This window comes from Photobacterium alginatilyticum, assembly GCF_009910675.1.
Taxonomy (GTDB): domain Bacteria; phylum Pseudomonadota; class Gammaproteobacteria; order Enterobacterales; family Vibrionaceae; genus Photobacterium; species Photobacterium alginatilyticum.
Window position 1 is genome coordinate 158,258 of sequence record NZ_RSEJ01000003.1, and the last position, 24,007, is coordinate 182,264.

General features: G+C 46.2%; 24 protein-coding genes. 11 read left to right on the top strand and 13 right to left on the bottom strand.

The features are described from left to right. The 6 genes from sctJ (at position 1) to EIZ48_RS04500 (ending at position 7,787) form a co-directional block, all read left to right on the top strand. A complete protein-coding gene (sctJ, locus tag EIZ48_RS04475) occupies positions 1–777 on the top strand; it encodes a type III secretion system inner membrane ring lipoprotein SctJ (RefSeq protein ID WP_160648890.1) in 777 nt (258 codons plus the stop codon). Next, positions 758–1,588 (top strand): SctK family type III secretion system sorting platform protein, encoded by an 831-nt coding sequence (locus tag EIZ48_RS04480; RefSeq protein ID WP_160648891.1) that lies wholly within the window; start codon positions 758–760, stop codon positions 1,586–1,588. Before sctJ ends, EIZ48_RS04480 begins: the two co-directional genes overlap by 20 nt. Then, positions 1,555–2,136 (top strand): HrpE/YscL family type III secretion apparatus protein, encoded by a 582-nt coding sequence (locus tag EIZ48_RS04485; RefSeq protein WP_160648892.1) that lies wholly within the window; start codon positions 1,555–1,557, stop codon positions 2,134–2,136. The genes EIZ48_RS04480 and EIZ48_RS04485 overlap by 34 nt, the downstream gene beginning before the upstream one ends. Positions 2,137–2,161: 25 nt before the next feature. Next, a complete protein-coding gene (locus EIZ48_RS04490) occupies positions 2,162–2,623 on the top strand; it encodes a type III secretion system chaperone (protein WP_160648893.1) in 462 nt (153 codons plus the stop codon). A gap of 12 nt (positions 2,624–2,635) precedes the next feature. Continuing rightward, a complete protein-coding gene (locus tag EIZ48_RS29045; protein ID WP_192928457.1) occupies positions 2,636–5,416 on the top strand; it encodes a hypothetical protein in 2,781 nt (926 codons plus the stop codon). Between the two features lie 187 nt (positions 5,417–5,603). Then, positions 5,604–7,787: an AAA family ATPase gene (locus EIZ48_RS04500; RefSeq protein WP_192928458.1), complete on the top strand. Its 2,184-nt coding sequence runs from the start codon at positions 5,604–5,606 to the stop codon at positions 7,785–7,787. Positions 7,788–8,697: 910 nt separating this feature from the next. Here EIZ48_RS04500 and EIZ48_RS04505 read toward each other — a convergent pair. From EIZ48_RS04505 to EIZ48_RS04520, 4 genes are all read right to left on the bottom strand, one after another. Next, the gene (locus EIZ48_RS04505; RefSeq protein ID WP_160648894.1) at positions 8,698–9,786 is read right to left on the bottom strand and encodes a phage exclusion protein Lit family protein; all 1,089 of its coding nucleotides are present in this window, start codon (positions 9,784–9,786) and stop codon (positions 8,698–8,700) included. Then, positions 9,765–10,307: a hypothetical protein gene (locus EIZ48_RS04510; RefSeq protein ID WP_160648895.1), complete on the bottom strand. Its 543-nt coding sequence runs from the start codon at positions 10,305–10,307 to the stop codon at positions 9,765–9,767. Before EIZ48_RS04510 ends, EIZ48_RS04505 begins: the two co-directional genes overlap by 22 nt. A gap of 1,276 nt (positions 10,308–11,583) precedes the next feature. Then, the gene (locus tag EIZ48_RS04515) at positions 11,584–11,967 is read right to left on the bottom strand and encodes a carboxymuconolactone decarboxylase family protein (RefSeq protein ID WP_160648896.1); all 384 of its coding nucleotides are present in this window, start codon (positions 11,965–11,967) and stop codon (positions 11,584–11,586) included. Next, positions 11,960–12,946, bottom strand: coding sequence for an aldo/keto reductase (locus EIZ48_RS04520; RefSeq protein WP_160648897.1), 987 nt, complete (start codon positions 12,944–12,946; stop codon positions 11,960–11,962). The genes EIZ48_RS04515 and EIZ48_RS04520 overlap by 8 nt, the downstream gene beginning before the upstream one ends. Positions 12,947–12,993: 47 nt before the next feature. Here EIZ48_RS04520 and EIZ48_RS04525 point away from each other — a divergent pair, with 47 nt between their 5' ends. Beyond that, positions 12,994–13,938 carry a LysR family transcriptional regulator gene (locus tag EIZ48_RS04525; protein ID WP_160648898.1) on the top strand — a complete coding sequence of 315 codons (945 nt, stop codon included), beginning with the start codon at positions 12,994–12,996 and terminating at the stop codon, positions 13,936–13,938. A 764-nt stretch (positions 13,939–14,702) separates the two neighbouring features. On the opposite strand, the gene EIZ48_RS04530 is transcribed toward EIZ48_RS04525, so the two are convergent. From EIZ48_RS04530 to EIZ48_RS04570, 9 genes are all read right to left on the bottom strand, one after another. Further along, positions 14,703–15,050, bottom strand: coding sequence for a DUF6404 family protein (locus EIZ48_RS04530; RefSeq protein WP_160648899.1), 348 nt, complete (start codon positions 15,048–15,050; stop codon positions 14,703–14,705). Between the two features lie 152 nt (positions 15,051–15,202). Next, positions 15,203–16,237, bottom strand: coding sequence for a type III secretion system export apparatus subunit SctU (sctU, locus tag EIZ48_RS04535; RefSeq protein ID WP_160648900.1), 1,035 nt, complete (start codon positions 16,235–16,237; stop codon positions 15,203–15,205). After that, on the bottom strand, positions 16,234–17,010 hold the full coding sequence (sctT, locus tag EIZ48_RS04540) for a type III secretion system export apparatus subunit SctT (RefSeq protein WP_160648901.1): 777 nt from the start codon (positions 17,008–17,010) through the stop codon (positions 16,234–16,236). The genes sctU and sctT overlap by 4 nt, the downstream gene beginning before the upstream one ends. Positions 17,011–17,022: 12 nt before the next feature. Further along, on the bottom strand, positions 17,023–17,289 hold the full coding sequence (gene sctS / locus EIZ48_RS04545; protein ID WP_075766738.1) for a type III secretion system export apparatus subunit SctS: 267 nt from the start codon (positions 17,287–17,289) through the stop codon (positions 17,023–17,025). A 24-nt stretch (positions 17,290–17,313) separates the two neighbouring features. Further along, positions 17,314–17,970 (bottom strand): type III secretion system export apparatus subunit SctR, encoded by a 657-nt coding sequence (sctR, locus tag EIZ48_RS04550; RefSeq protein WP_075766737.1) that lies wholly within the window; start codon positions 17,968–17,970, stop codon positions 17,314–17,316. Positions 17,971–17,973: 3 nt separating this feature from the next. After that, positions 17,974–19,074: a hypothetical protein gene (locus tag EIZ48_RS04555; protein WP_160648902.1), complete on the bottom strand. Its 1,101-nt coding sequence runs from the start codon at positions 19,072–19,074 to the stop codon at positions 17,974–17,976. Continuing rightward, complete coding sequence (locus EIZ48_RS04560; protein ID WP_160648903.1) at positions 19,071–19,541, bottom strand: hypothetical protein; 471 nt, start codon at positions 19,539–19,541, stop codon at positions 19,071–19,073. The genes EIZ48_RS04555 and EIZ48_RS04560 overlap by 4 nt, the downstream gene beginning before the upstream one ends. Positions 19,542–19,641: 100 nt before the next feature. Further along, complete coding sequence (locus tag EIZ48_RS04565; RefSeq protein ID WP_160648904.1) at positions 19,642–20,112, bottom strand: flagellar FliJ family protein; 471 nt, start codon at positions 20,110–20,112, stop codon at positions 19,642–19,644. A 2-nt stretch (positions 20,113–20,114) separates the two neighbouring features. After that, positions 20,115–21,443 carry a FliI/YscN family ATPase gene (locus tag EIZ48_RS04570; protein ID WP_160649015.1) on the bottom strand — a complete coding sequence of 443 codons (1,329 nt, stop codon included), beginning with the start codon at positions 21,441–21,443 and terminating at the stop codon, positions 20,115–20,117. Between the two features lie 272 nt (positions 21,444–21,715). On the opposite strand from EIZ48_RS04570, the gene EIZ48_RS04575 reads away from it, so the two are divergent. Genes EIZ48_RS04575 through EIZ48_RS04590 form a run of 4 tightly spaced genes read left to right on the top strand, consistent with a single transcriptional unit; the run spans position 21,716 to position 24,006 of the window. Beyond that, positions 21,716–22,813: a TyeA family type III secretion system gatekeeper subunit gene (locus EIZ48_RS04575; protein WP_160648905.1), complete on the top strand. Its 1,098-nt coding sequence runs from the start codon at positions 21,716–21,718 to the stop codon at positions 22,811–22,813. Then, positions 22,803–23,225 (top strand): hypothetical protein, encoded by a 423-nt coding sequence (locus EIZ48_RS04580; RefSeq protein ID WP_160648906.1) that lies wholly within the window; start codon positions 22,803–22,805, stop codon positions 23,223–23,225. The genes EIZ48_RS04575 and EIZ48_RS04580 overlap by 11 nt, the downstream gene beginning before the upstream one ends. Further along, positions 23,218–23,658: a hypothetical protein gene (locus tag EIZ48_RS04585; protein ID WP_160648907.1), complete on the top strand. Its 441-nt coding sequence runs from the start codon at positions 23,218–23,220 to the stop codon at positions 23,656–23,658. Before EIZ48_RS04580 ends, EIZ48_RS04585 begins: the two co-directional genes overlap by 8 nt. Before the next feature lie 3 nt (positions 23,659–23,661). After that, the gene (locus tag EIZ48_RS04590) at positions 23,662–24,006 is read left to right on the top strand and encodes a hypothetical protein (protein ID WP_160648908.1); all 345 of its coding nucleotides are present in this window, start codon (positions 23,662–23,664) and stop codon (positions 24,004–24,006) included. Position 24,007: the final 1 nt, after the last annotated feature.

Consider the following 24,007-nt stretch of genomic DNA (forward strand, 5'->3'; position numbering starts at 1 on the left):
ATGTCTGCTATTTCCTTCCTTGGTCCGCGATGGCTCCGGTGGTTGTTGATCGCATTGGTTGTCTGCCTTCTTCAGGGTTGCAAAGACAACCTGTATTCCAACCTTTCCGAACAGGATGCCAACCAGATGTTGGCGCTGCTGCTGAATCATGGCGTCGATGCCGAAAAGCAGGGAGCCAGCAGCGATACCATTAGCCTGAAAGTCGAGAAGACGCAGTTTGCCTATGCGGTTGAGCTGCTAAAGCAGAATGGTTATCCGCGCCAGCAGTTTTCCACGGTAGAAGACTTGTTCCCGCAAGATGGGTTGGTGGCAACACCCACCCAGGAAAAAGCGCGTTTTGTTTATGCGCTGTCGCAGGCACTGGCTGAAACTCTCAACCAGATTGATGGGGTGATCAGTGCCAGAGTGCATTTGGTGGTACCGGAACCCGTCAGGGGAGCGACGCTGAAGCCTTCATCGGCTGCCGTGTTCATCAAACATGCGCAGAACACAGATGTCGGTCAGTTGATCCCGCAGATCAAAAGTCTGATCCAGAACAGTATCGAAGGGCTTAAGTACGATGATGTTCAGGTTGTGATGGTTGCCTCGCAGGTCTCGGCGCAGCTGTTAGCACCAGTTATTGCAGAGAATCTGCAGCCATCGCCAATGGTGCTATACGGTGTGATTGGATTGCTTGGCACCATGATGCTGGTACTCATTGGCGTCATGATTTGGCAAAGAAGGCAGCAAAAGCGACGCGATCTGGAGGTGCTTGAGCGTGTTACTCAGAGCCAGTGATACAGAGCAGCAGTTGGTAGTGAGACATTGCTTGTGCTTGCATCAAGTGATTCACCCTACCCAGACAGCGGCAGCACTTGCTGAACTCGGATTAACGAAAGCAGAACTACCTGAGAGTGAAGGCTCTGAGTCGATTAATGCGGGCTTAAATAGCAGCCAGTGGTGGACAGAGGTGCTATCAGCGCCTCAGCAAGCCTGGCTCAATCAGGGGCTGCTTGAGCACTTTGGTTTGATGTCGCTGTTGTCCGAACAGGCTCAGCTGCAGTACTGGGCGCTATTACCGTGGCAGGTACTTGAAGAAGTGCTGACACTCTGGAGTGCCTGGTTTCACCTTGATGCGATCACCCGGATAATCTGTCGGAATGACCTGCAAGCAATCAGAGATAATCTTGGCAATGATTACGATTGGCTGATGGCACACGGTCGGCTGCATCCTGCCAATCCACACCCTACGGAGTTATCGAGTTACTCTCATTCCTCATTGTCCTGGCTTTCCAACCTCACCAGGCGTTCTCGCTCCAAGTCTGCCAGGACTCCATATTCAATTACAGCATTGAATTGGCAGCAGGAAAAAGCGCGAACACGAAATTTGATAGTGGGAAAGCTCACTCAAGACTGGCCTGAAAGCTGGCGACAGCTGATGCAGCTAAAGTTACCGGTTTGTTCGGAAAACGAATCGACGTCTTCATCTGCACTTTCATCATTGTCGATAAACACGGCAACTTCGAAAGCCCTCTCTCCGAGTTTAATGGTTTGTCTGCAAAGGAAATCCCCTGAATGGTACGAGTGGTTAAAACGATTCCAGCCCTGATGTCGGCAGGAGCGGGAAATAAAATCATAACGGCATCGGAGCTTGAGCAGCACCAACAGGCAGAAGAAATACTGGCGTCTGCACATACGCAAGCCGAGGCGATGATTGCCGAAGCGAAGTTAAAGGCTGAGGAAATGCTCGAGCTGGCAAAAAAGGAAGCCGAGGCCAGACAAGCCATCGTCGTTCTTGATATCGAGCAGCAACTGCGAGAACGCTGGAAAGAGACCTTTTCGGCATTGGAATCCGAGCTGGCCGGAATAGTCAAAGAGGCTTTGATGACAATGATTAGCCAATATCCGGAAGCCGATCAAGTCAGATCATTGGTCAAACTTGCTCTGAGGGAAGTGCAAGACAGCCAGAACGTGATAGTTCGCGTACCTACTGAGCACCTCAGCGTGATGACTCATGATTTTCCCGATATTCAGTGCGAGGGGGCTGACCATTTACACAATGCGTGTGAAGTTGAAATTGGTGACCAACTGTTTGTGGCATCGATGGGGCATGTCATCGAACAGCTTGAAACACGACTTTCAACGGCATCGCAATAGATGATAACAACAAGAAGAGGTAACTATGAACAAAGAAGCATGGCAAAAAGCGTTGGCCGAAGTGACGGGAAGTCCTTTGGGGTTTGATGAAAATGATGTGGCATCAATCAATCATCCTTCGCTCTCGCTTACAGTCAATTTCTATTATCGCCCTGATGGCGTCGTGCTCTATACCCAGGTAGGGCGTGTAAATCATGATCAACAGTTGCGCGAGTTACTGTCTGCCAATTGTATGTGGCAGCAGACAAACGGGGCGACCTTATCCGTATTCGAGGGCAACCAGGTATTGCTTGCCTATCTGTTCACCGCCGAACAAGCACTGCAATGGGCACACCAGTATAACCAGTTTTTACAGGCCGCAGCGTTCTGGGCTGAAAAACTGATTTCACCAGATGAGACGGTTCTTGATGAGACAGCATCTGATGAGACTGTATCTGCATTCGCTGATCTAACACCATCGGCAATCGCCAGCGCGAGTTTCGTTTGATAAGGAGTTTCCATGGTTAATTTCAATGCATCAGCGGTTGGACAGACGCGAGCGCTCGATCAGACGCAACATGTTCAGCAGCAATCAACATCATCAACTCCCGGAGCTATCCCACCACCCGCAACACTATCAACGATACCGAGCCATAACATTACTCAGCCTGCCGATCGGGTGAGTCGATTGTTTTCTGCACCTCAGCTCGCACAGTTCCACCAACTCCCAGAATCCTCGCGCCATTTATTACTCGAAACGCCTTTTCTCAAGCAGCAGCAAGAACCGCTGAGCAAACAAGCTTTTCATCAGGTGATGGCAGCAGCCGGTCAGCTAGAAACATATAAAGGCTCTGACGAGCGACTTCAGTTAACAGCCAATGCACTGTTGGGGAAAACCTATGCGGCGGGTGATCAGACTGTTGTAGCCAAAGCACTGGATCACCTCAGCACCCGTGCCTTGCCGACAGAGGCAAAAGCCAATCTTGTCAAGGCGCAACAGGCGGTAAAGAATCTGGCAACCCAGACGGACGCGAAAAGTCACAGCCAGGCCTATGAGGCGTTAAGAGATCTTGCAGCATCAATGCCGAAAAGTGATCCGCAGACACTTTCTGTTCGCCAGCTTGCCGAGCAAGTAAGAAGCGGCGGGATGGAACAGCTGAGAAATGAGTTTAAGCAGAGTCTGCAACACCAGTTCCATCATCTGACCAAAGGAGGCACGGAGCGTGCCGTGTCCTTAAAGTTTGATATCGGACCGGCGCTGGGATTATTTAACCTCAAGGCGGCTTCAGCGACCGTCGGGTTTGGGTACGACGTTAAAGTCACTGGTAATGACGATACCCGGATCCGGGCATCGCACAAAGGAAGCTTGAGTGTCAATCTGGAAGCGGGTGGCGGTGAAACCCCTGTCAAAGTTGCGCTGAGCGGCAGTCTGGGGCTAGGCAAGACACAGGCATTTGCCAACCTTGACAGTTTCATTGATTACCATGCCAATGACATGCTGGTTATGTTGGCTGGGGAAGGAGCCGGTAAGCTAAAGCATAATTTCAAGGGCATGATCCAGGCGCGCAGGGCGGATGCCCAGATGCGTAATGTGGTTAGCCACAACCAGCAACTGACGAAGCAGTTAATTCAGCAAAACATATTGGGGCAGGGCGATAAGATTCAAGTCAAACCCCGTCAGTCAGCGACGCCGATCACGGCGGTAGGTATGAGTGTCGACGGTAGTGCCTCATTGGAGGCCGGCATTCACGCGTTAGCCAAGTTAAAAGGGGCGCTACAGGGTTCTGTTGTTCATACCACCTTTACCAAACATGCCAACTTGCTTGATACCTTGATGACCGAGCCCGATCGCATAGAGAGTCGGCCCGGTAAGTTCTTCTCGGTATCGGTTCCCCTGAAAGATACGGCTGTGATGGATTTGTCTGATTTTCTCGGTGATCGTCAGACTAAACAAGGCGCGGAAGGAAGACAGTGGATTCAGGAGACAGAAAATGAGCTGAAGAGACTGTCAACAAAACTAAGCGAGGAGCCGTTCGGCCAGGATCATGACGGGGAGATGTATCAGGACAAACTAGCGGCCAAGCGCAGTGAACTGAAGGATGTCATTGTTGCTCTCAAGCTGGAATATGATTCATACCTTAATGTTGTAAATAGCTATGATGCAGCACGAAATGGTGGGGAAAGTGGCGCGATAAAGCGCGATCTTGGCCATATCAAGCATGCTTTTGAAGGAAGCCGGGGAGCTGAAGGGCGCGGTGAGTATTTAAGGGCAGTAATGTGTACTCATGCCAAGCTGAATCAGGCTTATATGGCAAGCTTCAGGGAAGGGGAAGTACCGCATCTTAATCCTCAGGAAGCACCGTTTAGCCAGTTTCTGAAAAGTGTGGCTGACGACTTCAGGACACCTCAGCTAAACCTCGAACAGCAAAAGCATATCGATAAATCTCTTACGCTGACATCGGGAGCCATGAGTACCAATACTCAGTTAATGGGGACCGTTTCTACTTCGGTTCAGGTGCCCGTTTTGGGCGAAAAAACCGTTGATCTCGGGGTGAAATACAACAAGATCGACGGTGATATCAACCCCGATAATGACGGCGAATATATCAATGCGTCATTGAAGCTTGATATCCCGGCAGTGAAGGACAAAAGCTCTGCGATCAAAGGGATCCTCAAAGAAGGCATTGGCCGGTTCTTGAGTGAAAATAGCCTGGAGTTGAGTGAAATTGACGGCCTGGATGATTTGGCATTAAGTGGCTCGCTGAGCGCCAGTACCCAGTTTGAAGGCAACTTTGTCAAAGGGGAAGACAACAAATACCACCTTCAGTATATCCGTGCGACAGAATCGACGTCGTTAGGCGGAAACGCATCAGCCACAGCCGGAGTGGTTAAGCTGGGGGCGGGTATCACTCACAGCAGCAATGATCACCTTGCAGAGTGGATCAGTGATAACACACTGACCTACCTGCAGACAAAGTTCAATGGCTGGCAAAACGGCCAGCAGCCTGCACTGTGGGATCAGTACGCATCTCACCACGAAACAGGTATCGGCAAAGCCTTCGATAAACTGACAGAGAGTGACTCGAATATTGCCAAAGAGCTGGACAAGCGAGCGAGTGATATACCAAACGGGCAGCACCTGAAGGAAGCGCTCTTAGAGAAAGCCGGACAATGGAAGGCTGAACATAATAAGGAAAACTTCCAGCAAGCGATGGGCGCTCTGAATGACTATTTCGAAGCGCAGTACCTGACCTATAAAAGCGAAAGTGCTGAGCGATTGACGCCTAGATATAACGATTAGTTTTAGTGATTTGGTTATTGAATTAGCGTGGAATCAACCTGTCAGTTTCGACTAGAGCTGACAGGTTGAGTTAACTTGTTTTTGCCCTAAATCTTGTTAGTCTGATTTCATATCTCAATTCATTAAGCAGTTATTTGACCAACCTTTTCTAATGAATGTAATGTGTCAAAATAATCTACGGAACATTATGATTTATTGGGGAAAACCAGTGTTAACTGATATTGTGCTAGATAATGTAGCGAGCTATAGGTCAAAAAACGAGCTAAAAACTGACAAAAAAGTCAATATAATCTATGGACTGAACGGGTCAGGAAAAAGTACTTTTTCAAACTATTTTTATAATCCTGAAAGTACAAAATATCGGCAGTGCTCTCACCTTGGTTCTGATGATACAGTTCTTGTTTACAACCAGAAATTCATCCAAGATAACTTCTATGCAAAAGATACTCTTAGCGGTATTTTTAGCCTATCTAAGGAAAATAAAGAAGCAAAAGAGAAGGTTGAGGCAGTTACTCTTGAATTAGAGCAAATTGCTAAAGATAAGCAGCAGATCCAAAAAGAAATCGGTGAACAACGTTCTAAGATTAATGAAGCAAAGGAAAAAGCTCAAAAGAAAATTTGGGAAATCAAAACCAACTACGCAGGTGGTGATCGTGTACTTGAATTTTGTCTGAAAGGTAAAATGGGCGGTAAAGAACCACTTTTCAATCATCTTTGCTCTATACCCCTACCTACATCTAAACCATCTAAGACAATTGCAGACCTCAAAGAAGAAGCAAATGCTATAGATGGTGATACTGCAATTAAACACTCTGTTCTTTGTAAGCTAGGCATGTTTGATTTATCTGCTGATGACTTAGCTTCATTAAATGAAATCATTGTAGGTAGCGAAGACAGTCCAGTTGCAAAACTTATTGGGAAGCTTAAAAACTCTGACTGGGTAAGTGAAGGCCTTAAATACCTCGATCAAATCGAGGGCTCTCAGTGCCCTTTCTGTCAATCAGAGACGATTACAGAACAACTAGCCGAACAAATTCGTGGCTATTTTGACGAGTCATACCAGAACAGCGTGAATGGAGTTAAAGCAATTCAGGCTCGTTACAGCGCAATCGTTGAGAGTATTCCAAGCCTAGACGATTATAAAGCAACTCAATTCTCTACAGGCTACATAGCTCAATTAAATGAACATTACACCAAACTATCTAGAGACGCAGAAGCTAATCTCAAGCTAATTAAGCAGAAAGTTTCAAACCCTAGTCTACAAGTCGTATTGACAGATGTTTCTGAGTCTGTTGAAGCATTTAACTTTGTTGTTGATTCGATTAATAAGCTTATAAGTGAACATAATGCTAAGATCGATAACTCTGCAATTGAACTAACCAAAATTAAGGCTGAGTTTTGGCAAATCTTACGATACGAATATGACCAGACAATCAGCAATTTCAATGATTTTCAAAAAGGTGCCAACAAGGTCATCGCGGACAAAACTAAAGAGGAAACTGCAAAAGTAGGTCTAGAAGAAGCAAAGGACGCTGAAAGGGCTGAGCATCAAAAATCAACTGTAAATATTGATGATGCGATATTCAGTATTAATCAAGGCTTAACGGATATTGGCATTACAGACTTCTACATAGAGAAGTATGAAGATGAGTTGTATCGCTTAGTTCGTACTGACTCTAACTCGAAAATCTTTTCATCATTAAGTGAAGGCGAAAAGATGATTATCAGCTTCTTGTACTTTAGAGAGCTATTCAAAGGGAAGCGGAGCGCAACGGAAGGACAAGTAAAAAAAGTCGCGGTCATTGACGATCCAGTATCAAGCTTGTCACACATCTTTGTCTACAACATAGGCCAATTAATCAAAAATGATTTTTTTAATTCAGAAGACATTGAGCAAGTATTTGTCTTAACTCATAGCTTGTACTTTTTCTATGAACTTGCTGATGCGAATCACAAAAGAAGGAAAGAAAATCAAAATTTATACCGTCTATCGAAGAATGCCTGCGGCAGTTCAATTAACACAATGAAATATGAAGAAGTACAAAATGACTATCAATCTTATTGGTCTGTAATTAATGATGATAAACAGCCACCAGCATTAATTGCTAACTGTATGAGAAATATTATTGAATATTTCTTTAACTTTGTGCAGAAAGCCGATCTAAGTAATGTGGTTCAAAAGCCCGAATTGAAGAATCCAAGGTTTCAGTCATTTGTACGTTACATCAATCGCGAGTCGCACTCATTAGGTCAGAATATCTTCGATTTTAAGGAGTTTAATTACCACGATTTTAAAGAGGGCTTTAGATTGGTTTTTGAACAGACAGGCTATCCTGAACACTATGAAAAAATGTCCAGAATTAGAACCTAACGCTAGCAAAGGCCACTCGTACGAGTGGTGTTTCCGTAAAAAAGTGGACGAACTTGGGTACTTCAGCTAATGCTGAAGTTGTTGCATTAGACAACAAGTATATTTCCCCACATTAAGCCAGCTGAACATCGCTGGCTCAAAAGTGCCCATTATCATTTAGAGCAGATGTCCATATACGTTGTATTAAATAAAATTTGCTATATCTCAGCTAATGTTAAAGACAGTTTACTAGGTCAATCAATAGTAAGACGTTGGCAATCCCTTTTACAAGCTCACTGAGCTTAGGTAAATTCTCAAATTTCTCACTACTTATGTTTTATACAGGCGACTTCTGTACACGATAATAAACGCTGTATTTTGTCAAATAGAGCTGACTTTTCGTGTATGGACGCTATAGCGAACCAAATATTAAGCAGTTAAGCGCCACAGTGGCTCGTTTTTGCCGCGCGTCACTAATAGAAAATCTGAGCTTCCTCATTTTTCTAGCATATCCGAGCGGCTTATTAGCATTTTTCCTGTGATAGTTGAGTAACTAAGGGGGATTGGGCAAAAATTTCAAGTGGAAAGACGAGCTCACCGACTAATATAATGTCAGCTGCCGGGGGGCAAATAAAACATGGCAATATTAGAATTATTGTCTAAAAGCTCTTGAAGATAATCTTTATAGATGCTTTGTCAATTATATGCATTACTCAAAAGTCTTAACTCTCACCTACCTAGAAGTAATGAGGTTTAATTGTGAGGTTCTAGAAGTCAAAGCGTGCGATAAATTTCAAGTTAAATTGGCGTATAAATAAGGCTTTAGCTTTAACTCTAGAGTGAAAGCACTGCTCAATAGATTTATCTGACATTTCACAATGACAAAGCCGCCCATGGAAACATTGGCGGCGTTTAGGAAAGTAAATAACAGCTAATTCGCAACCAACATTTCCTCACATCTGAGTTTAGCTACGTTTTCTTGTTTTGTAGATGTACATAACTCATCTTTGCATTTGTCTTTGGGTTGATTGTATTTGTTTATGCAGGCAGTTACGCACCCCTCAAACATCACTTCCATGCAGATTTCAAACTTCTTGCTTGAATCATCCTTAAAATCTGTTTGTTGAGATATTAAGTCTTCAACATGGTACAGAAGCCTTTTATAGGCATTAGTGGCCTGTTTTGTGTCTACCTTCGGGAAATACGGAGAATGACCGTTCCATGAGTCAACATTGTCAATCGTGTATTGCAGCATTTTCCTGATTCGTTTGAGATCTGCTGGGTGCGATTTTTGGTATTCATTTTCGACACCAAATTCATCCATGTAGTACCAATACATGAGCGCAGGAAACGCTGCGGCAGGTGGTAAGCCGAGTTTGATTAGGGTTTTACTAGCCCAGTCATCGGCTTCTTGTTCTCTTTTTCTATTTTCTTCTAATGAGATAGAAGGATTTTCAATATGACCCAATACGTGATGGGCAATTTCATGAGCCAATACGTACCAGAGAACTAACGCATGGTTACCATAAACAGTCGCGACGAACTTTTTATCGTTCCATGGAGAGTTATTTCCCGATAGCCCCGCATAATCCCATGCCGATTGATTAACGTGTGTGATGCTATTTTTGGCATAGTTTTCGGTGACGTATCGCGTGTATTCTTCACCAAAATTATTGATGTCAAGTGCTGCTTCCATGTGGTGGGCAAAAGTAATCATAAATGTCACTGTAGAATACCCTGTGCTGACTTGAATATGTCGTTGACCTTTAGCAGTTTTGAAAGCTCTTACTATGTCGGGGTTTCTGTTCTGCCACACGCCAATATTAATCTTATTTATGATGCCCTTTTCTTTCTTAGTACTTACGCTATTAATTTCGTGCAGACCGTCTACGAGCATGTCATAAGTGGTTTTTTTTACCTCCTTCATCCCGCTATTTGGGCTCGAACCAAGTGAGGGAAAAGTAAATGAGAGTAGAGTAGTGACAATAACTACTGCTTTTAATAGGTTCCATTTCTCCATGATTCTATCTCCATGAATGATTCAGTGTTTCTACAGGCATGCTGTTGGTCTTGTGAGTAACACTTTTTGTATTCATCAACCTTCTCAGCCCCAAATACTTGGCGAACGAGATTGTCTCGATACCCCTGTAAGCTGTTTATAGCTTTTTTGATTCTCTTTCTTTTCCCGGGTATCGTGGCCAGCATTTCCATATCTACAAGGCTTAAGGTATTGATTGATTGAGCAATCACTTTTCGCTCATCTTTATTTTCTCCAGCGTACATTATTATGGCTTCATCTTTTTTAGTCGTGCGTGTTAAACCGTTGATGAGTGCGATTGAAAGTACGATTGAACCAAATAAGGCGAAAAATACTCCTGGTCCAGCTTTTTGCAAAGCAAACTTATAACCTTTCCCTGAGAACACTGCAGATTGAGGGTCAACGACTCCAACCCGAAATAAGTTCCAACCAAGAAAGATGGAAGCGCCGGAAAAAATGACGATAATTAGCCTTTCAATTCCTCTGATTATTTCAATATCCATCTGATTTTACTCCTAACATTATTGCCAAAAGAATAGTAGGGAATTTAATTTACATCAAAGAAAGCGTGTGAAATTTGAGCAGTAAATCTAAGAATTGTCATATCCTATAGGTTGGATACAAGAAGTACCTTTTTAAAGGAAAGCGACTACAGATAAATATTATCGACTCGCTTTTGAATTGCTTGATATGGAGGCTTAATATGATTAAAGCCTACGTAAGCTTTGTTGAACCTCTATTTAGAAGAAGCTTAAACTGTAGTTGCGTAGTGACCACTAATCAAAATCGTAGCAAATCCGTGTCATTTCTTATGGATGTAAAGCAAAAACGAAAAGTTAGATGCTTTTTCTTATCTCAGATAAGTCCGTTAGTTCGGCAGCGCTAAAACGTTTCTGCCCAATAACGAGTTACTGACGCTGAATATTTTTGTGATCACCAAGCGATTCTATCGTATGTTCAGCTCACACAGCTAAACCTACCAGGTCAATTTTGAATCAATACAAATAAAAAATCCCAGCCAATGATACTTGGCTGGGATTTGCTAGTTGTTATAGACTAAATCTGTTCGTTGAAAATGCTTAATCAACCTTGAAGTAACTGACTTCTTCTTTTAGCTCTGTAGCTAGCTAATTCAAAGAATTAACCGCTTTCTAGTCGCTTTGGCAACTTCACGGATACTGGTCAGTGAATCTGATGCTTGTTGTTCGATACTGGTAAGCCAGCCTACTGTTTGAAGTCGCTGGCTTTACTGGTGTTTCCGTTATTGACGATGACTAGCCACATTATCAGCTCAAATCCTTTATTGAGCAGCTCTGAAGGAAGCGCTATTAGAGAAAGCTGGACAATGGAAGGCTGAACACAGTAAGGAAAACTTTCAGCTAGCGATGGGCGCCCTGAATGACTATTTTGAAGCGCAGTACCTGACATATAAAAGTGAAAGTGCCGAACGGCTGACGCCTAAACATAACGATTAGCTAAAGTGGTTCGGTCATTGAATCAGCCTGGAATCAACCTGCCAGTTCCGACTAGAGCTGGCAGGTTGTGCTGACTCGTTTTTGCCCCTTTCCGAGTTTGCATAACAGAATAGCTCTCTTCCTTAGCGGAAAACAGCCCAACTTTTTCTAATGGTTGACTGTACAGCACCAGCGCACGCTTTCTCCCAAAAGTAATCAAAAGGACAAAAAATCCAATCAACTGATAAGTGAATAATCATTTCATTCGCATATTGGCAGTAAGTATTTGAGTAAACTCTGGTATTTTGACTACCAGAGGATCTTACTATCGTGACTCAAATACGGCTTTTGCGGAAGATATAGCATTCATTGCAGCGGGTATACCTGCGTATACTCCGACTTGCAAGACAATTTCGATAATCTCTTCACGAGTAACACCTGTATTTAACGCTCCCCGCATATGAAATTCGAGTTGGCCTGATGCCTTTCCCATTGCGGCAAGCATTGCTACGGTAAGCATCTCCCTTGTTTTTAAGTCTATACCTGGCCGCGAAAGCACATCGGTAAATGCGAAGCCTAAAGCAATCTCAACCATATCAGGGTGAAAAGCATCAAGATTTTTTGCTACCCGCTCAGGAGCACCAGGCTCTATTTTTTCCAGAAGACTTAATGCCTGTATTCGTCGCTGAGATTGCTGGTAATCACTCATACATTAACCCCTTTATTCCCTCTGCAGTGTATCTATCACCAACTATCGCTATTTCATTAGTCACATTTTCCAATAGCTGTTGCTCTTCTGAAGTTAATGTAATGCTGGCAGCAGCGGAGTTTTCGGTTAGGTATTTTTCTCTTTTGGTTCCTGGTATAGGAACGATATTGCTGCCTTTCGACAGTAGCCATGCCAGTGATAGCTGGGCTGGAGTACAACCTTTTTGATTGGCTACTTTGGCAACAGCATCTGCGATGAGTAAATTTTGACCTATAGCGTCTTCCGAAAACCTAGGTAAGTTTCTTCTGAAGTCACCTTCCGGAAAATCTGTGTGTTTCTGATATCGCCCAGTTAAAAAACCGCGCCCCAACGGTGAATAAGGAACAAAGCCTATTCCCAGTTCCTTACAAACAGGGAGTATTTCCAACTCTACGTCACGTGTCCATAAAGAGTATTCGGTTTGTAATGCCGTGATTGGATGAATAGCATGAGCCTTGCGTAACGTTTCAGCGTTAACCTCACAGAGACCAATTCGCGCAATTTTGCCTTCCTCAATTAGCTTAGTTAAGCCAAGCATTGTTTCTTCAATCGGCTGACTATCATCCAGACGGTGAACATAAAATAGGTCGATTTGTTCAACGCCTAGCCTTTGTAAGGATGATTCACACGCCTGTCGTGCGTACTCAGGGGTATTGTTAATGATACGTTTATATTCCCCCGGCTTTCTTACAATCCCAAACTTTGTAGCAACTTTAATTTTCGTATTATGAGAAGCAATGAAACGACCCAATAATGCCTCATTGTGATGGAGTCCATATGTATCTGCCGTATCAAAAAAATTGATACCTAAATCAATAGCTTTTTCTAATACTCTTAGTGATTCTCTGTCGTCACTAGAACCATAAAATTCACTCATACCCATACAACCAAGCCCTATCGTCGAAACGATAAGGTCAGTGCCGAGGGTTCGCATATCCATAATCTTTCTCCTTGAACAGCTTTAAGCTAGTGTGGCACTATTCGAATATGAAAAATATAGAAGCAAGTGGAAATGAGTTTTTCAGTTCTGAAAAACACTCGGAGTGGGTCTGGGATGATACCCGTTCGTTTCTTGCTGTAGCTCGTACAGGTACGTTGAGTGGCGCAGCGTCAGAACTCAAAATAAGCATCGCTACGTTATCGAGGCGCATTGAACGTTTGGAGAGTGCTCTAAAACTACCACTTTTTATTCGTCACCAGTCGGGTTACCAATTAACCGCAGAAGGCTCTGCTCTTTTAGAAAAAGCAGAGGCTATAGAGACTGCAGCTAGAAACTTTAGTTCTCAGGTTGCAACTCATACTACAATGGCGGGAAGGGTGAGGTTTGCTACAGCAGAGAACTTAGCAAATGCTATCATCTTACCTGCTCTACCTGAGTTCTATCGTAAATATCCCCAAATTATTATTGAGCTAGTTACTGATACTTCAACCGTTAATCTACATAGTAGAGAAGCCGATTTAGCTCTTAGAATGGTGAGGCCGACAAGTGGGAATGTTATGCTAAGAAAGCTGGGAAAGCTGGGATACGGTTTGTATGCAAGCAAAGGCTATTTATCAAAACGCCAATCTGAAGTTGACTCAAATATCCACAGCGGTGACTTATTTATTGGCTGGGATGAAAGAAAGTCACATTTAATTACAGCGCAGTGGCTTAATAAAGCCTTAAAGGGTAGTAGCCCTATACTGACAACGACTTCTCTTTTAGGTCAAATCGAAGCTGCTAAGGCAGGACTCGGTATTGCTGTTTTACCGCATTTTTTAGCTTTAGAATCGGGCTTAGTGTGTGTTGAAGCTGATATAGGTCTTGATCAATCTATTTACTTGGCCATTCAAGCCGATATGGCTCACTCTCCCCGGATTAGAGTCTTTGCCGACTTTATAGTTGACCTTGTTGAACAAAACAGACATAAGTTGAGTGGCAATAACGAATAGGTAGCTCTTCAGTAGAATAGAGATTCTATACTAGAACCAAGCTATCAAGTAGACTAATGCGTTGCGCAACGCTCATTTCGGCCCCAAAAATTTCAGTTTCGGTACCTCGTATAGTGGTGTCTTTGTAGTATTTGAGATAAGAAAAGTTATCCGAAGCGCCCAAATTAGAGTATTAAATCTAACGCATTTCTATCCAATAACGAGTTAGCTGACGCTGAATGTGATTCTGTCGTATGTTCAGCCCACAAAGCTAAACCTATCAGACTGCTTTTGACTCAATATAAATAAAAAAAACCAGCCAATGGTACTTGGCTGGGATTACTAGTTGTTTTGGTTGAACTCGTTCAAACCTGTCCGCTTAGGTTGCTTAACCAACCTTGAAGTAACTGACTTCTTCTTTTAGCTCTGTGGTGAGCTGATTCAATGAGTTGACCGCTTTCTCGTTGCTTTGGCAACTTCTCGGATACTGGTTAATGAATCTGATGCTAGTTGCTCGTACTGGCAAGCCAGCCTAACTTTCGTAGTCGCCAGCGTTACTCGTGTTTCCGTCATTGACGATGACTAGCCACATTATCAGTTCAAAGCCTTTACTGAGCATAACGTGAAATCCAGCCGGCACGACAAAGAAGGTCATAAAACATAAGACTTCACTTTGTTTGGACAGAGGCTCTGTGATAGTTGTTATCACTTTGATGGAAAGAAAACTGGTAAGGCCAAATACGAAAACGTTTCGTAGAAATGATTGTAGAAATGATCTGTACATTTTAGATCTCGTCCCATCTCGTCAACTTACATTGTTTAAATTTCCAGCTGTAATACCAAGCCGTTGTCAGTCCGTACAGCAGGCCTCCCACCAGAGCTGTAATTGTGGTTTCCGTTAGTGATTTCCCGCTTGCTTGCCAACCAAAAAAGTACATCAGTACTCCCCACACCGGTGTGAAAAATACAAATGAAGTGAAAAAATTTGATTGGAAGTTTCGATAGTAAGGAGGAGGAGATTCAACGCCTAGCTTTCTTAAAACCCGGAATAACGGAGAATTAAAGTTTGATTTCCAGATGCCCGCTTGCTCCAACTCTTTATGTGCTGCTATAAGCTTACCGTGATAAGACATTGAATCACCTGATGTATATTAGTATTGATAATGATTGGGTAAATATGTATGACAAAACATATCCCATCTCATCCTCAACAGTTTATGAGCTCAGTCACAAGTTTTTGATGCGGCATATGCCTGTGTGGGATATGTGGTGGATATAGTTACCTTTATTCAAGGCTCTTCATCCAGCGGATCACTTCGGCAACAGGTTCAAATAAGTGGGACGGGATCGATTCGTACAGTTCAGCCTCGGCATGAAGGGTGCGGGCAAGGGGAATGTTTTCCAGTACCGGGATACCTTGTTTTTCGGCCAACTTTCTGAGTTTTCTTGCCTGAACGCCACGATATTTAAGAGATACGGCGGGGATTTTACAGTCTTGGTCGTCGTACCACAGGCCGACGACCAGGTGGGTTGGGTTGGCTACCACGACCGATGTTTTCTTTAACTGCTTGGGCATTGTGTTGGCCTGTAGCTCGCGATGAAACTCTTTGCGTTTGCCTTTAATCTCCGGATTTCCTTCGCTGTCTTTGTATTCCCGTTTCACCTCGTCTTTGCTCATTTTAAGTTCTTTTTCGTGGTTGTAGCGCTGGTAGAGCAGATCCAGCATAGCGATCAAAATTAACGGTGTTATCACGAACAGGCACAGCAACAGAAATAGCTGCCCGGCAACAGGGAGCAATGCCTGAATCGGGTTGTAGGGCAGCAGCAATATATCCCGGAGATGAAAGCGCAGTACTAATGTCACCATGAGCCCGAGGATCAAGATTTTCAGCAGAGATATGACAAATTCGACGACATTCTTGACCGAAAAAATTCGTTTTGCCCCAGATGCGGGATTGAGCTTGTTCAGGTCGATCTTTAGGGCTTCCGGGGCAAATACGGGGCCGAACTGGCCGATATTGGCAATGATCCCGACAACGGCAATTGCTATTAGAAAGGGGGCGAGTAACTCGAAGATCAAGGTAAAAGTGTGTTCAAGAGCGATCTCGGCAGCTTTATTGAATGGCAGATCCAGCAGGTGGGTAGGAAGTGTGAACAAGGCCTTGAGCTTGCCCATGATCCTGCCATGGTCAATGACCAGCCACATCATAGTGACCAGCATGATTGCCAGCGATGGAATTTCCTTGCTCTTGGCAACCTGTCCTTTCTTTCGGGCGTCGCGAATTTTTTTGGGAGTCGGTTTCTCTGTTTTTTCACTCATGGTAGCCAGGCCTTAAGTTGCTCAGTAAGCAGGAAGATATCGGCCAGTTCGAGCAAGAAGGCATCAAAAAACAGGCTGATGTAGAGCAGCAGAACCAGCAGGGCAATCCCGCTTTTGATTGGCATCGCAAGAAAGAAGACATTCATTTGTGGTGTGAACCGGTTCATTAGGCCAAGGCCGAACTCACTCAGGAACATAGTGATGACAGCCGGTGCGGCCAATCGCCAGGTGATATTCATTAGCTCTGAGAAACTCTCGAAAACCAGTGTGACAGAGTGAAAAACCAGCTGTGGCGGGAAGTCGGTCATGGGCCAGAGCAGAAAGGTTTTGTAAAAAGCGCTGAGCCACAATAAGACACTGCCAGTGATGAAAAACAAACTGGTACCGGCATGGTTGAAAAGGATACCCAGCGGTGAGGTTTGGTCCCCCGAAAGCGGGTTAAGGGTGCTGGCCATCGAGGCGCCTCGTTGGTTGTCGATAACAAAGCCGGCACTTTCAATGGCCCAAAACGGTATCGCACTGATAAACCCGATAAAGAGGCCAATAATGGCTTCTTTGGCGATGAGTCCGATCAATATGGTGCCTGATTGTACCTCGTCAAGATGGGGGATCACGCTTGGCAGCAGCGGGAGGGCAAGTGCTGCGGCAATACTGTTACGTATAACGGCCCCACCGAGCAGTTGTTTGGCAAAGCCGGGTATTAGGATCAGGGCAACAAAGAAACGTGGCAGGCAGAGGCTGAAAGCCAGGATCAGATCGGAGAGTCCATTCATAGCCGACAATCCCTAGAGCACATCAGGAAGGGAGTCAAAGAGATGGAGGCTGTACTGATAGAGCTGTCCGCCGAGCCAGTGTGCCGTGAAGAACAACACCATGATCACTGCGATCAACTTGATCACAAACGACAGCGTCTGTTCCTGTACCTGAGTCAGCGCCTGAAGGAGGGCGACCAAGGTGCCCACTAATGCGGCTGCCACAATAGGAGGCAGTGAGAGCAGCAATACCAGCTGAATAGCCTGCGCCGTCATTGCAACTAATTCAGCTTGTCCCATGTTTTTCTCCTCGCATGATTAACATCAACTCAACTGATAGCTCAAAACAATGCCGTGAGTCAGGCGGGGCCAGCCGTCGAGCAACACAAACAGCAGTAGCTTAAAGGGTAGCGAGATGGTCATCGGGGAGACCATCATCATGCCCATTGCCAGCAGGATGTTCGAGACGATTAAATCGATGGCAATAAAAGGCAGATAGAGCAGGAAACCAGCCTTGAAGGCGGCGGTTAGCTCGCCGACGGTATAGGCCGGGATCAGCACCAGAAAGTTTTGTTCGGTGATCACATCTTGTTGATTGGCAGGCCACAGCTGCTTGGCGGTATCGGCGAAGAAGCTGACTTCCGACGGACTGACTTTATTGAGGAGGAACTGACGGTAGGGCTCGAGTATGGTGCCAATGGCACCTAAGGCCTGTTCGGTATTCTCCCAGTCGACAGTGAGATCTAACGCTTCGTAATAACACTGGTAGCCGACCGGCGCCATAATGAAGATAGTCAGGATCAGGGCCAGACCGTGCAGGGCCATGTTAGGCGGGACCTGCTGCACCCCCAGCGCGTTGCGGATCAACGAAAAGATGACAACCAGTTTGACAAAGGAGGTGGCCATCATGGCGATGAACGGAACCAACCCAAGCATTGCCAACCCGGCAATCAGAGTAAAGGGATCAGGTATATTGAGCATCTGTCAGCTCCTTGTTGTTCTGGTCAGTGGGTACCATTGGATGAGTTGCAGAGCTAGCTGACCGTTATACTCGACGATTTCGCCCTGCCCGCAGCATTGCTTATTGGTGCCTGAAACCAGATATAAATCCACGACGGTATTTGGACGCGAGTGATTGTTATTAAGAGGAGATGTTTCTCTTGTTTCTGATGTTAAGTGCTCAGCTTGCTTGGCTGTTAACAGCAATGGCGCTGACTCCATGAGCAGCCAGTAGCTGTCTGGCTCCGGGGGGCTCATTGAGAGATGAGAGAGATCGAGTACTTGTATGTTTGAGCTGCCAGACTGCTCTGACACTAAGTAGCCCTCTGAAACTAAGTACCCCTTGTAATTCCTTTCGCTGTTGTTCTTATTATTGTCTTCTATGCAAATAAGTGGCTGCGGGTAGAAGTACACTCCTTGGCACAATATGGCTCCGGCGTGTAGCTGCTCACACTCATGCTGTGTGAGCCATTGATATCCGGCCAGCAAGTTGGCCCGAACAGGAGGCTGAGGTTGATCTGCGATTGGTCGAGGCGGCCAACCTGAAAACAGCGCCGACAACAACGGGTTGGAGCTTACCTCGTCAGGCAAAAAGAAAAACTTCGCGGTGCTCGTTTGTACATTAACCGAAGTGTCTGTATTCAGTAGGGTTGCAGACAGGCAGAGAAGTGAATCTGTTGTGTGATCGCTGAGAGGCTGGCATGTTTCGACGATGACAGACTGTGGCTCCGATTGGGCTGGGACTGAGGCAGGGTTAGTAACGGTGGCAGTTGCAGTGGCACTAAACCAAATCTCGCAAGCTTGCTGTACCAGTAACATCTGAAATGCTGTCGGCAAGGCAGTGAACACATCATGAGTGACGGCGGGCTTGATAAAGCTGAGCAACGCTTGCGGATCGCAATGAATTTCAAAGGCTGCGTTATTGGCTGATCCGCTGACCAACCAGCATGGTGATTGCTTTGCTAACGAGAGCTGCCAATGCCATTGGGAGCCACTTGCTGTGATTTCGCTGCGATGGTTTTGGGCATATTGCGCGATCCACTGTTTGAGGTGCTGTTGGTTATTGCACTGAGATAGCCGACTCATACCTGTATTTCCTCAATATTACCTTCTGACGATAGCGAAGAATCATAGGCAGGCGGCTGTTGGTCTAGCTCTTGGTATCTAATGCTGGTTCTGACATGTTGGAGACTGGGCTTGCGATCCAAATGACGTTTTTCTGCTCGCATTTTGTCGGTGAATGTCGGATCGGCACAGTAAATCGTAATATTGACTAGGCCTTGCTCAACGGCTGATTTGACCGTGACTGGTGCCGAGCCAATCGATGTTGTCAAAATCAAATTATCCCGCTGGGCACTGAGCCACAGGCGATCAGCCCACTGCCTGATCTGTTGAATACCCTGATTTTCTCTTACCGCTTGATTGGCCGTTAGCGTGGTCTCTGCTTCACTTGGTGCGTTTACCACTGGCGCTATTGACTGTGGTGTCGTCACGCCTTCCGGACTATTGAGCAGCCGCGAAAAAAGGCCGATATCGGCAGGGTGATTGTCCATTGCCTCAATCTTTTTATCGCCCCGATTCTCATTATGTTGCTTGGCATCACATTGCTTTTGGTTATATTGCTTTCCCGTTTTTTTGCAGGCTGCTTTTTGATTAGAGCTCGAAGCCTGCTGAGCGTCGTCGAAAGGGGATCTCGTCGAGGGCGTTGTCTTCCTGCTGGCGTTGCTGGGCAATATCGGCATGTTCATATAGCTGTTTGATCTCTTTTGATTTCTCTAGCTTAAATTGTGCTTGTTGGTAATCAGCCCGACGCTGGTCTAACTGTGTTTGTAACCGGGAAATCTGCTGATGCTGTTCACTTATCTGCTGGGTAAGCGCATTAATATGTTGTTGCTCAATCGCCAGTTGCTGTCGCCAGTTATCAAGGGCATGTTGCGACATCAAGGCTTGTTCGCTGAACGGGGCAGCGGCCAGTGCCTGATAGCTCTGCAGTACTTGTGATTTCTGTTGCTCAAGTACTGCGAGGTTCGCCTGGGCCTCCGTGAGTTGGGAGAACGCTTGGCTAACCAGTAACTTGGCGGCTTGTTTGCGTCGGTCTTTGATATCAACAAGGGTTTGCCACATGGTTAGCGGCTCACATTGAGTAGTTGCTGCAGGCTATCGCTGAATGGAGTGCGCTCATGGGTGGCCTGGCATAACAAGCTCCGAATATCGGGTTGTTTGCTTATCGCTATATCGGTAGCAGGATCGGTACCGCGTTGATATTCACCCAGTCGAATTAATAGCTCGCTCTTTTCATAAGTCGCCATCCAGTTTCGAATTTTCTCGGTTGCCAGGCGGTGCTCTGGCGTGGTGATTTGGTTGATCACCCGGCTGGCACTTCGTAGTACATCAATGGCCGGGTAATGGGCTGCGGCGGCGAGTTCGCGAGATAAGATAATATGTCCGTCAAGGATGGAGCGTGTTTCGTCAGCAACGGGCTCTGTCATGTCGTCGCCTTCGACCAGCACGGTATACAGCGCGCTGATTGAACCTTGTTCAGTGTTGCCCGGACGCTCCAACAGCAGTGGCAACTGTTCAAAGACTGAAGGCGGAAAGCCACGTCGTGTCGGGGGCTCGCCTGCTGCTAATCCCATTTCACGCATTGCCCGGGCAAATCGGGTGAGTGAATCCATCATCAATAAGACTTTTCGCCCTTGCTCGCGGTAGTGTTCAGCAATGGTTGTTGCAACAAGCGCAGCCCGGGCTCGCTCCATAGAAGGGCGATCTGAGGTCGCAATCACCAATACCGCTTTCTTTCGTACCTCTTCACTCATGTGTAACTCGACGAACTCACGGACCTCACGGCCACGTTCCCCAATTAAAGCCAGTACGATGATGTCGGCTTCGGTGTTGGCAAGAATCATCGAGAGCAGCGTACTTTTACCCCCACCGGCAGCAGCAAACAGCCCCATTCGTTGTCCTTCGCCCATGGTGAGCATGGCATCAATCGCCCTGACTCCTAAGGCGAGTGGTGCTTTGATTGGGGGCCTTGCCATCGGATTGGGCGCGGCATTAAAAACCGGGCGCCATTGGCCGTTGGCATTGAGGTTTGAAGGGGCATGATGAAGTGAGCTGCCGTCCATCGGCATGCCTAGCCCATTGAGCATTTTTCCCAGTACGGCATCGCTGACCCAAATTTCATGCTGGCGTTTTTCATTGATGACCAGGGTTTGATTCGATATCCCTCGTGATTCACCTAGTGGGGTCAGCAGGGCATAAGGGGATTGGATCCCGACAACCTCGGCATACAGGGTTGGTTGGTGCGGTGTTTCAAGACGGCACATATGACCGATGGCTGCACCGGGCAGCACCGAGCGGATGATATTGCCGGTTACCCCCGTTACTTTGCCTGCACTTTGGCAAGAGTAGGGACGCGTAACAATGTGACGAAGAGATGTAAGTTGTTCAGCCAGCGTCTTTGGAAGTTTGTCTGCGCTTGGCCGATCACTCGGTATTGAGTCTGTGGGGTTCTGGTGGTTTGGCAATCGGTGATCCCATCAACAAAACGTGGTTCTTGGGCGCGATTGTGGCCCAGTTGGAAAATAGAGTCTTAATAAAACTGTGAATCACTCCTGAAGCGCAATAACAGTGATTTTTGAGGTTTTTTTTAGGCTTTTTACCTGCTTATTTCATACAACATGGAAGTTATGTAGAGGATATTGTGTAGATTGAGCAAGGGGTTGGCGTGGCAGACATTTCAGGACACATGCCGGGTAATTTTTCTGTTGCTGGCGGTGTACAGGCCGGGCAGCAAAGGGCTGTTTCTGGTAATCAGGCATCTGCTGGCAGTGTCGCAGTGTTAGCAAACACTAGCCTGGCTGACTCGGCCGAAGAGTTGAGCTTTGCTCTGGCGGAAAAACGCCCCAAGTCGATGGCGGAAAGAAAGTCGGATAAAAACGATCAGGCGCGTCTGGCTTGGATACAGAAAATTCAGCAGTATCTGGAACAAGCCCCCGATCTGCAAAAGCAGCATAAGTTGGTGGATTTTGTTTCTGCCAATCTGGGCCGTTCGCAAACGACAGAATCTTTCATTCAAAGTCTCAAGTCATTCAGCCAAGATGAATCGCTGCAGTATTTGGCCGGTCAGGTGCTGGTCGAGGCCAGTGATCCTCAAGATAAAGAGCATTATGAAAATGCCCTCAGTGATTTCAAGGCTAAAAATGCCAAAACCATCTTGGCTGGCCTGAATACCTCCCATGTTTTCGCCGATGCCCTACCTGTGGAGCAGCTGTCATCTGCGAGGCAGTCGTATCGGGATCTTATTGATTACCAGAGCCACGGTAAGGTGTGGCGTCAGCTTGTCGGTATGGTGAAGCAGCACGGTACCTTTGACAATGCTGTCGATATTCAGCAACGGGCCCTGTCGGCAGACTACCATGCACTGGAACCCAGCCAGGAGCGAGGTGTGCTGGCAATGGTAATGCAGAACCTTAATCAGCTTAAACAGCTAAAGGGGATTTTTGAGCAGGTGAATGATTTGGCTCGCCAGATACAAAATCAGTTTTTTTCTCCCGTAGAAGCCGAGCAGCTTATGGAGCAGGTGCTTTCTATTCCTGATAGCCAGTTTGTAACAACCCGTCAGATGGATCAGACGATGCAGCGTCTGAATGTTGCCTCTTTATCTGCACAGGTCGTGATGCAACAAGGTATCAAAACACTCGCCGCTGAATTGCCGGATGCCCTCTATCCCTCGCAAGAACAGCGGAGTCGGGTTATGGACAGTTTACAGCAGTGCATCGACGAGACCATAGATAAAGAAGAGATGTGGTTGGATGGACAGTAACGCTCAGCTTGCAGTTAAGGAGTTTCTGGCAGTATTGGAAAATGTTATTCCGGATCACCAGTCTGCACTATTCGACCAGCCCTCGGGCGTTCTTAGTATCACACTGCCTGATAGCTACTCGACTTGCCCTTCGGTCAATAATCATATCGAACTGCGTTGGGAGCAAAATTGGCTGTCTCTGGTGGCTCCCGTCAATAACAGCGGACCGGAAAAGAAAGCGGCAGATTTACTGCTCTTGCTTGCCGCTTCACCTCTGCCTGTCCAGGTTGTGATCGACAGGCAGGAGCGACTGTGGCTGGTAAGCCAACTTCCCTTAAAAAACTTGCGTACCAGCTTCCTTTGTCGCCATTTTAAATGGCTGGCCGAGAAGGCTGCCATTTTACAGAACAGGTCACACACGACGTATGGTTAACTTGCCTCTCCGGTTCCGCCTTTTCCGTTCAGATGCGCCTGGGCAAGTCGGACAAGGTGCGCCATCTGGCCAAGGTGTTACAGCAGGACACGATCGAATCAAGACGTTACCTGTTTCCCGCACGCCGTCTGCAGTACGCATCACTTCGATTCAAACTCAGGGCCAAGTTCAAAACCAGGCTCAACACCAGACTCAAAACCGGGTCAAAGCCAAAGCCCTCTCTCCGTTGTCCAGTATTGCTTTGGGCCAATGGTACCGGGCAGAGCAAGGCACAACCCCTGCCACGATAAGTGCTTTGCATTGCCAGCAGCTTGGTCAGTTTCTGACAGCCCAGACCACGCCAGAGGCCAAGCAGGCGCTTGAGGTTGTTCAGGCATTATGGCTTGTGCAACGAGAAATCCACTTGATCAAATCTGGCTTGATGGGGCCTTAGCTAATGGGAGTTAACGTGGTCACCAGTCAAATGGACTCTGAACAAGCAAAGTCTGCGATGCAAACCTTGCTGACAAACTTTCTCGAGCAGCAGCAATGGACGTTGGCGATGCCTGTTGCGCATTGGTTAGCCGCCAATGGTGATGACATGGCCTGTGCCTTGCGTCCACAGCTCCATAACTATCTTGATGAGTATGAGTCGGCGCTGGAAGCCTTGTCAGTGGTACCTGTTGTCTTGCGGCACAACCTTGTGGTTCGCAGGGCTGAAGCTTCTGCCCTATACGCACTGGGATATCACCAGTTGGCCAGAGAGGTATTGCTTCGTTGTCCCCCTGAGGAGCTGTTGTGAA

Excerpts from the sequence above, each read along its gene's own strand:
- sctJ (WP_160648890.1), top strand. The coding sequence starts at position 1 with ATGTCTGCTATTTCCTTCCTTGGTCCGCGATGGCTCCGGTGGTTGTTG.
- EIZ48_RS04485 (WP_160648892.1), top strand. The coding sequence starts at position 1,555 with ATGGTACGAGTGGTTAAAACGATTCCAGCCCTGATGTCGGCAGGAGCG.
- EIZ48_RS04490 (WP_160648893.1), top strand. The coding sequence starts at position 2,162 with ATGAACAAAGAAGCATGGCAAAAAGCGTTGGCCGAAGTGACGGGAAGT.
- EIZ48_RS29045 (WP_192928457.1), top strand. The coding sequence starts at position 2,636 with ATGGTTAATTTCAATGCATCAGCGGTTGGACAGACGCGAGCGCTCGAT.
- EIZ48_RS04500 (WP_192928458.1), top strand. The coding sequence starts at position 5,604 with ATGATTTATTGGGGAAAACCAGTGTTAACTGATATTGTGCTAGATAAT.
- EIZ48_RS04505 (WP_160648894.1), bottom strand. The coding sequence starts at position 9,786 with ATGGAGAAATGGAACCTATTAAAAGCAGTAGTTATTGTCACTACTCTA.
- EIZ48_RS04510 (WP_160648895.1), bottom strand. The coding sequence starts at position 10,307 with ATGGATATTGAAATAATCAGAGGAATTGAAAGGCTAATTATCGTCATT.
- EIZ48_RS04515 (WP_160648896.1), bottom strand. The coding sequence starts at position 11,967 with ATGAGTGATTACCAGCAATCTCAGCGACGAATACAGGCATTAAGTCTT.
- EIZ48_RS04520 (WP_160648897.1), bottom strand. The coding sequence starts at position 12,946 with ATGGATATGCGAACCCTCGGCACTGACCTTATCGTTTCGACGATAGGG.
- EIZ48_RS04525 (WP_160648898.1), top strand. The coding sequence starts at position 12,994 with ATGAAAAATATAGAAGCAAGTGGAAATGAGTTTTTCAGTTCTGAAAAA.
- EIZ48_RS04530 (WP_160648899.1), bottom strand. The coding sequence starts at position 15,050 with ATGTCTTATCACGGTAAGCTTATAGCAGCACATAAAGAGTTGGAGCAA.
- sctU (WP_160648900.1), bottom strand. The coding sequence starts at position 16,237 with ATGAGTGAAAAAACAGAGAAACCGACTCCCAAAAAAATTCGCGACGCC.
- sctT (WP_160648901.1), bottom strand. The coding sequence starts at position 17,010 with ATGAATGGACTCTCCGATCTGATCCTGGCTTTCAGCCTCTGCCTGCCA.
- sctS (WP_075766738.1), bottom strand. The coding sequence starts at position 17,289 with ATGGGACAAGCTGAATTAGTTGCAATGACGGCGCAGGCTATTCAGCTG.
- sctR (WP_075766737.1), bottom strand. The coding sequence starts at position 17,970 with ATGCTCAATATACCTGATCCCTTTACTCTGATTGCCGGGTTGGCAATG.
- EIZ48_RS04555 (WP_160648902.1), bottom strand. The coding sequence starts at position 19,074 with ATGAGTCGGCTATCTCAGTGCAATAACCAACAGCACCTCAAACAGTGG.
- EIZ48_RS04560 (WP_160648903.1), bottom strand. The coding sequence starts at position 19,541 with ATGGACAATCACCCTGCCGATATCGGCCTTTTTTCGCGGCTGCTCAAT.
- EIZ48_RS04565 (WP_160648904.1), bottom strand. The coding sequence starts at position 20,112 with ATGTGGCAAACCCTTGTTGATATCAAAGACCGACGCAAACAAGCCGCC.
- EIZ48_RS04580 (WP_160648906.1), top strand. The coding sequence starts at position 22,803 with ATGGACAGTAACGCTCAGCTTGCAGTTAAGGAGTTTCTGGCAGTATTG.
- EIZ48_RS04585 (WP_160648907.1), top strand. The coding sequence starts at position 23,218 with ATGGTTAACTTGCCTCTCCGGTTCCGCCTTTTCCGTTCAGATGCGCCT.
- EIZ48_RS04590 (WP_160648908.1), top strand. The coding sequence starts at position 23,662 with ATGGGAGTTAACGTGGTCACCAGTCAAATGGACTCTGAACAAGCAAAG.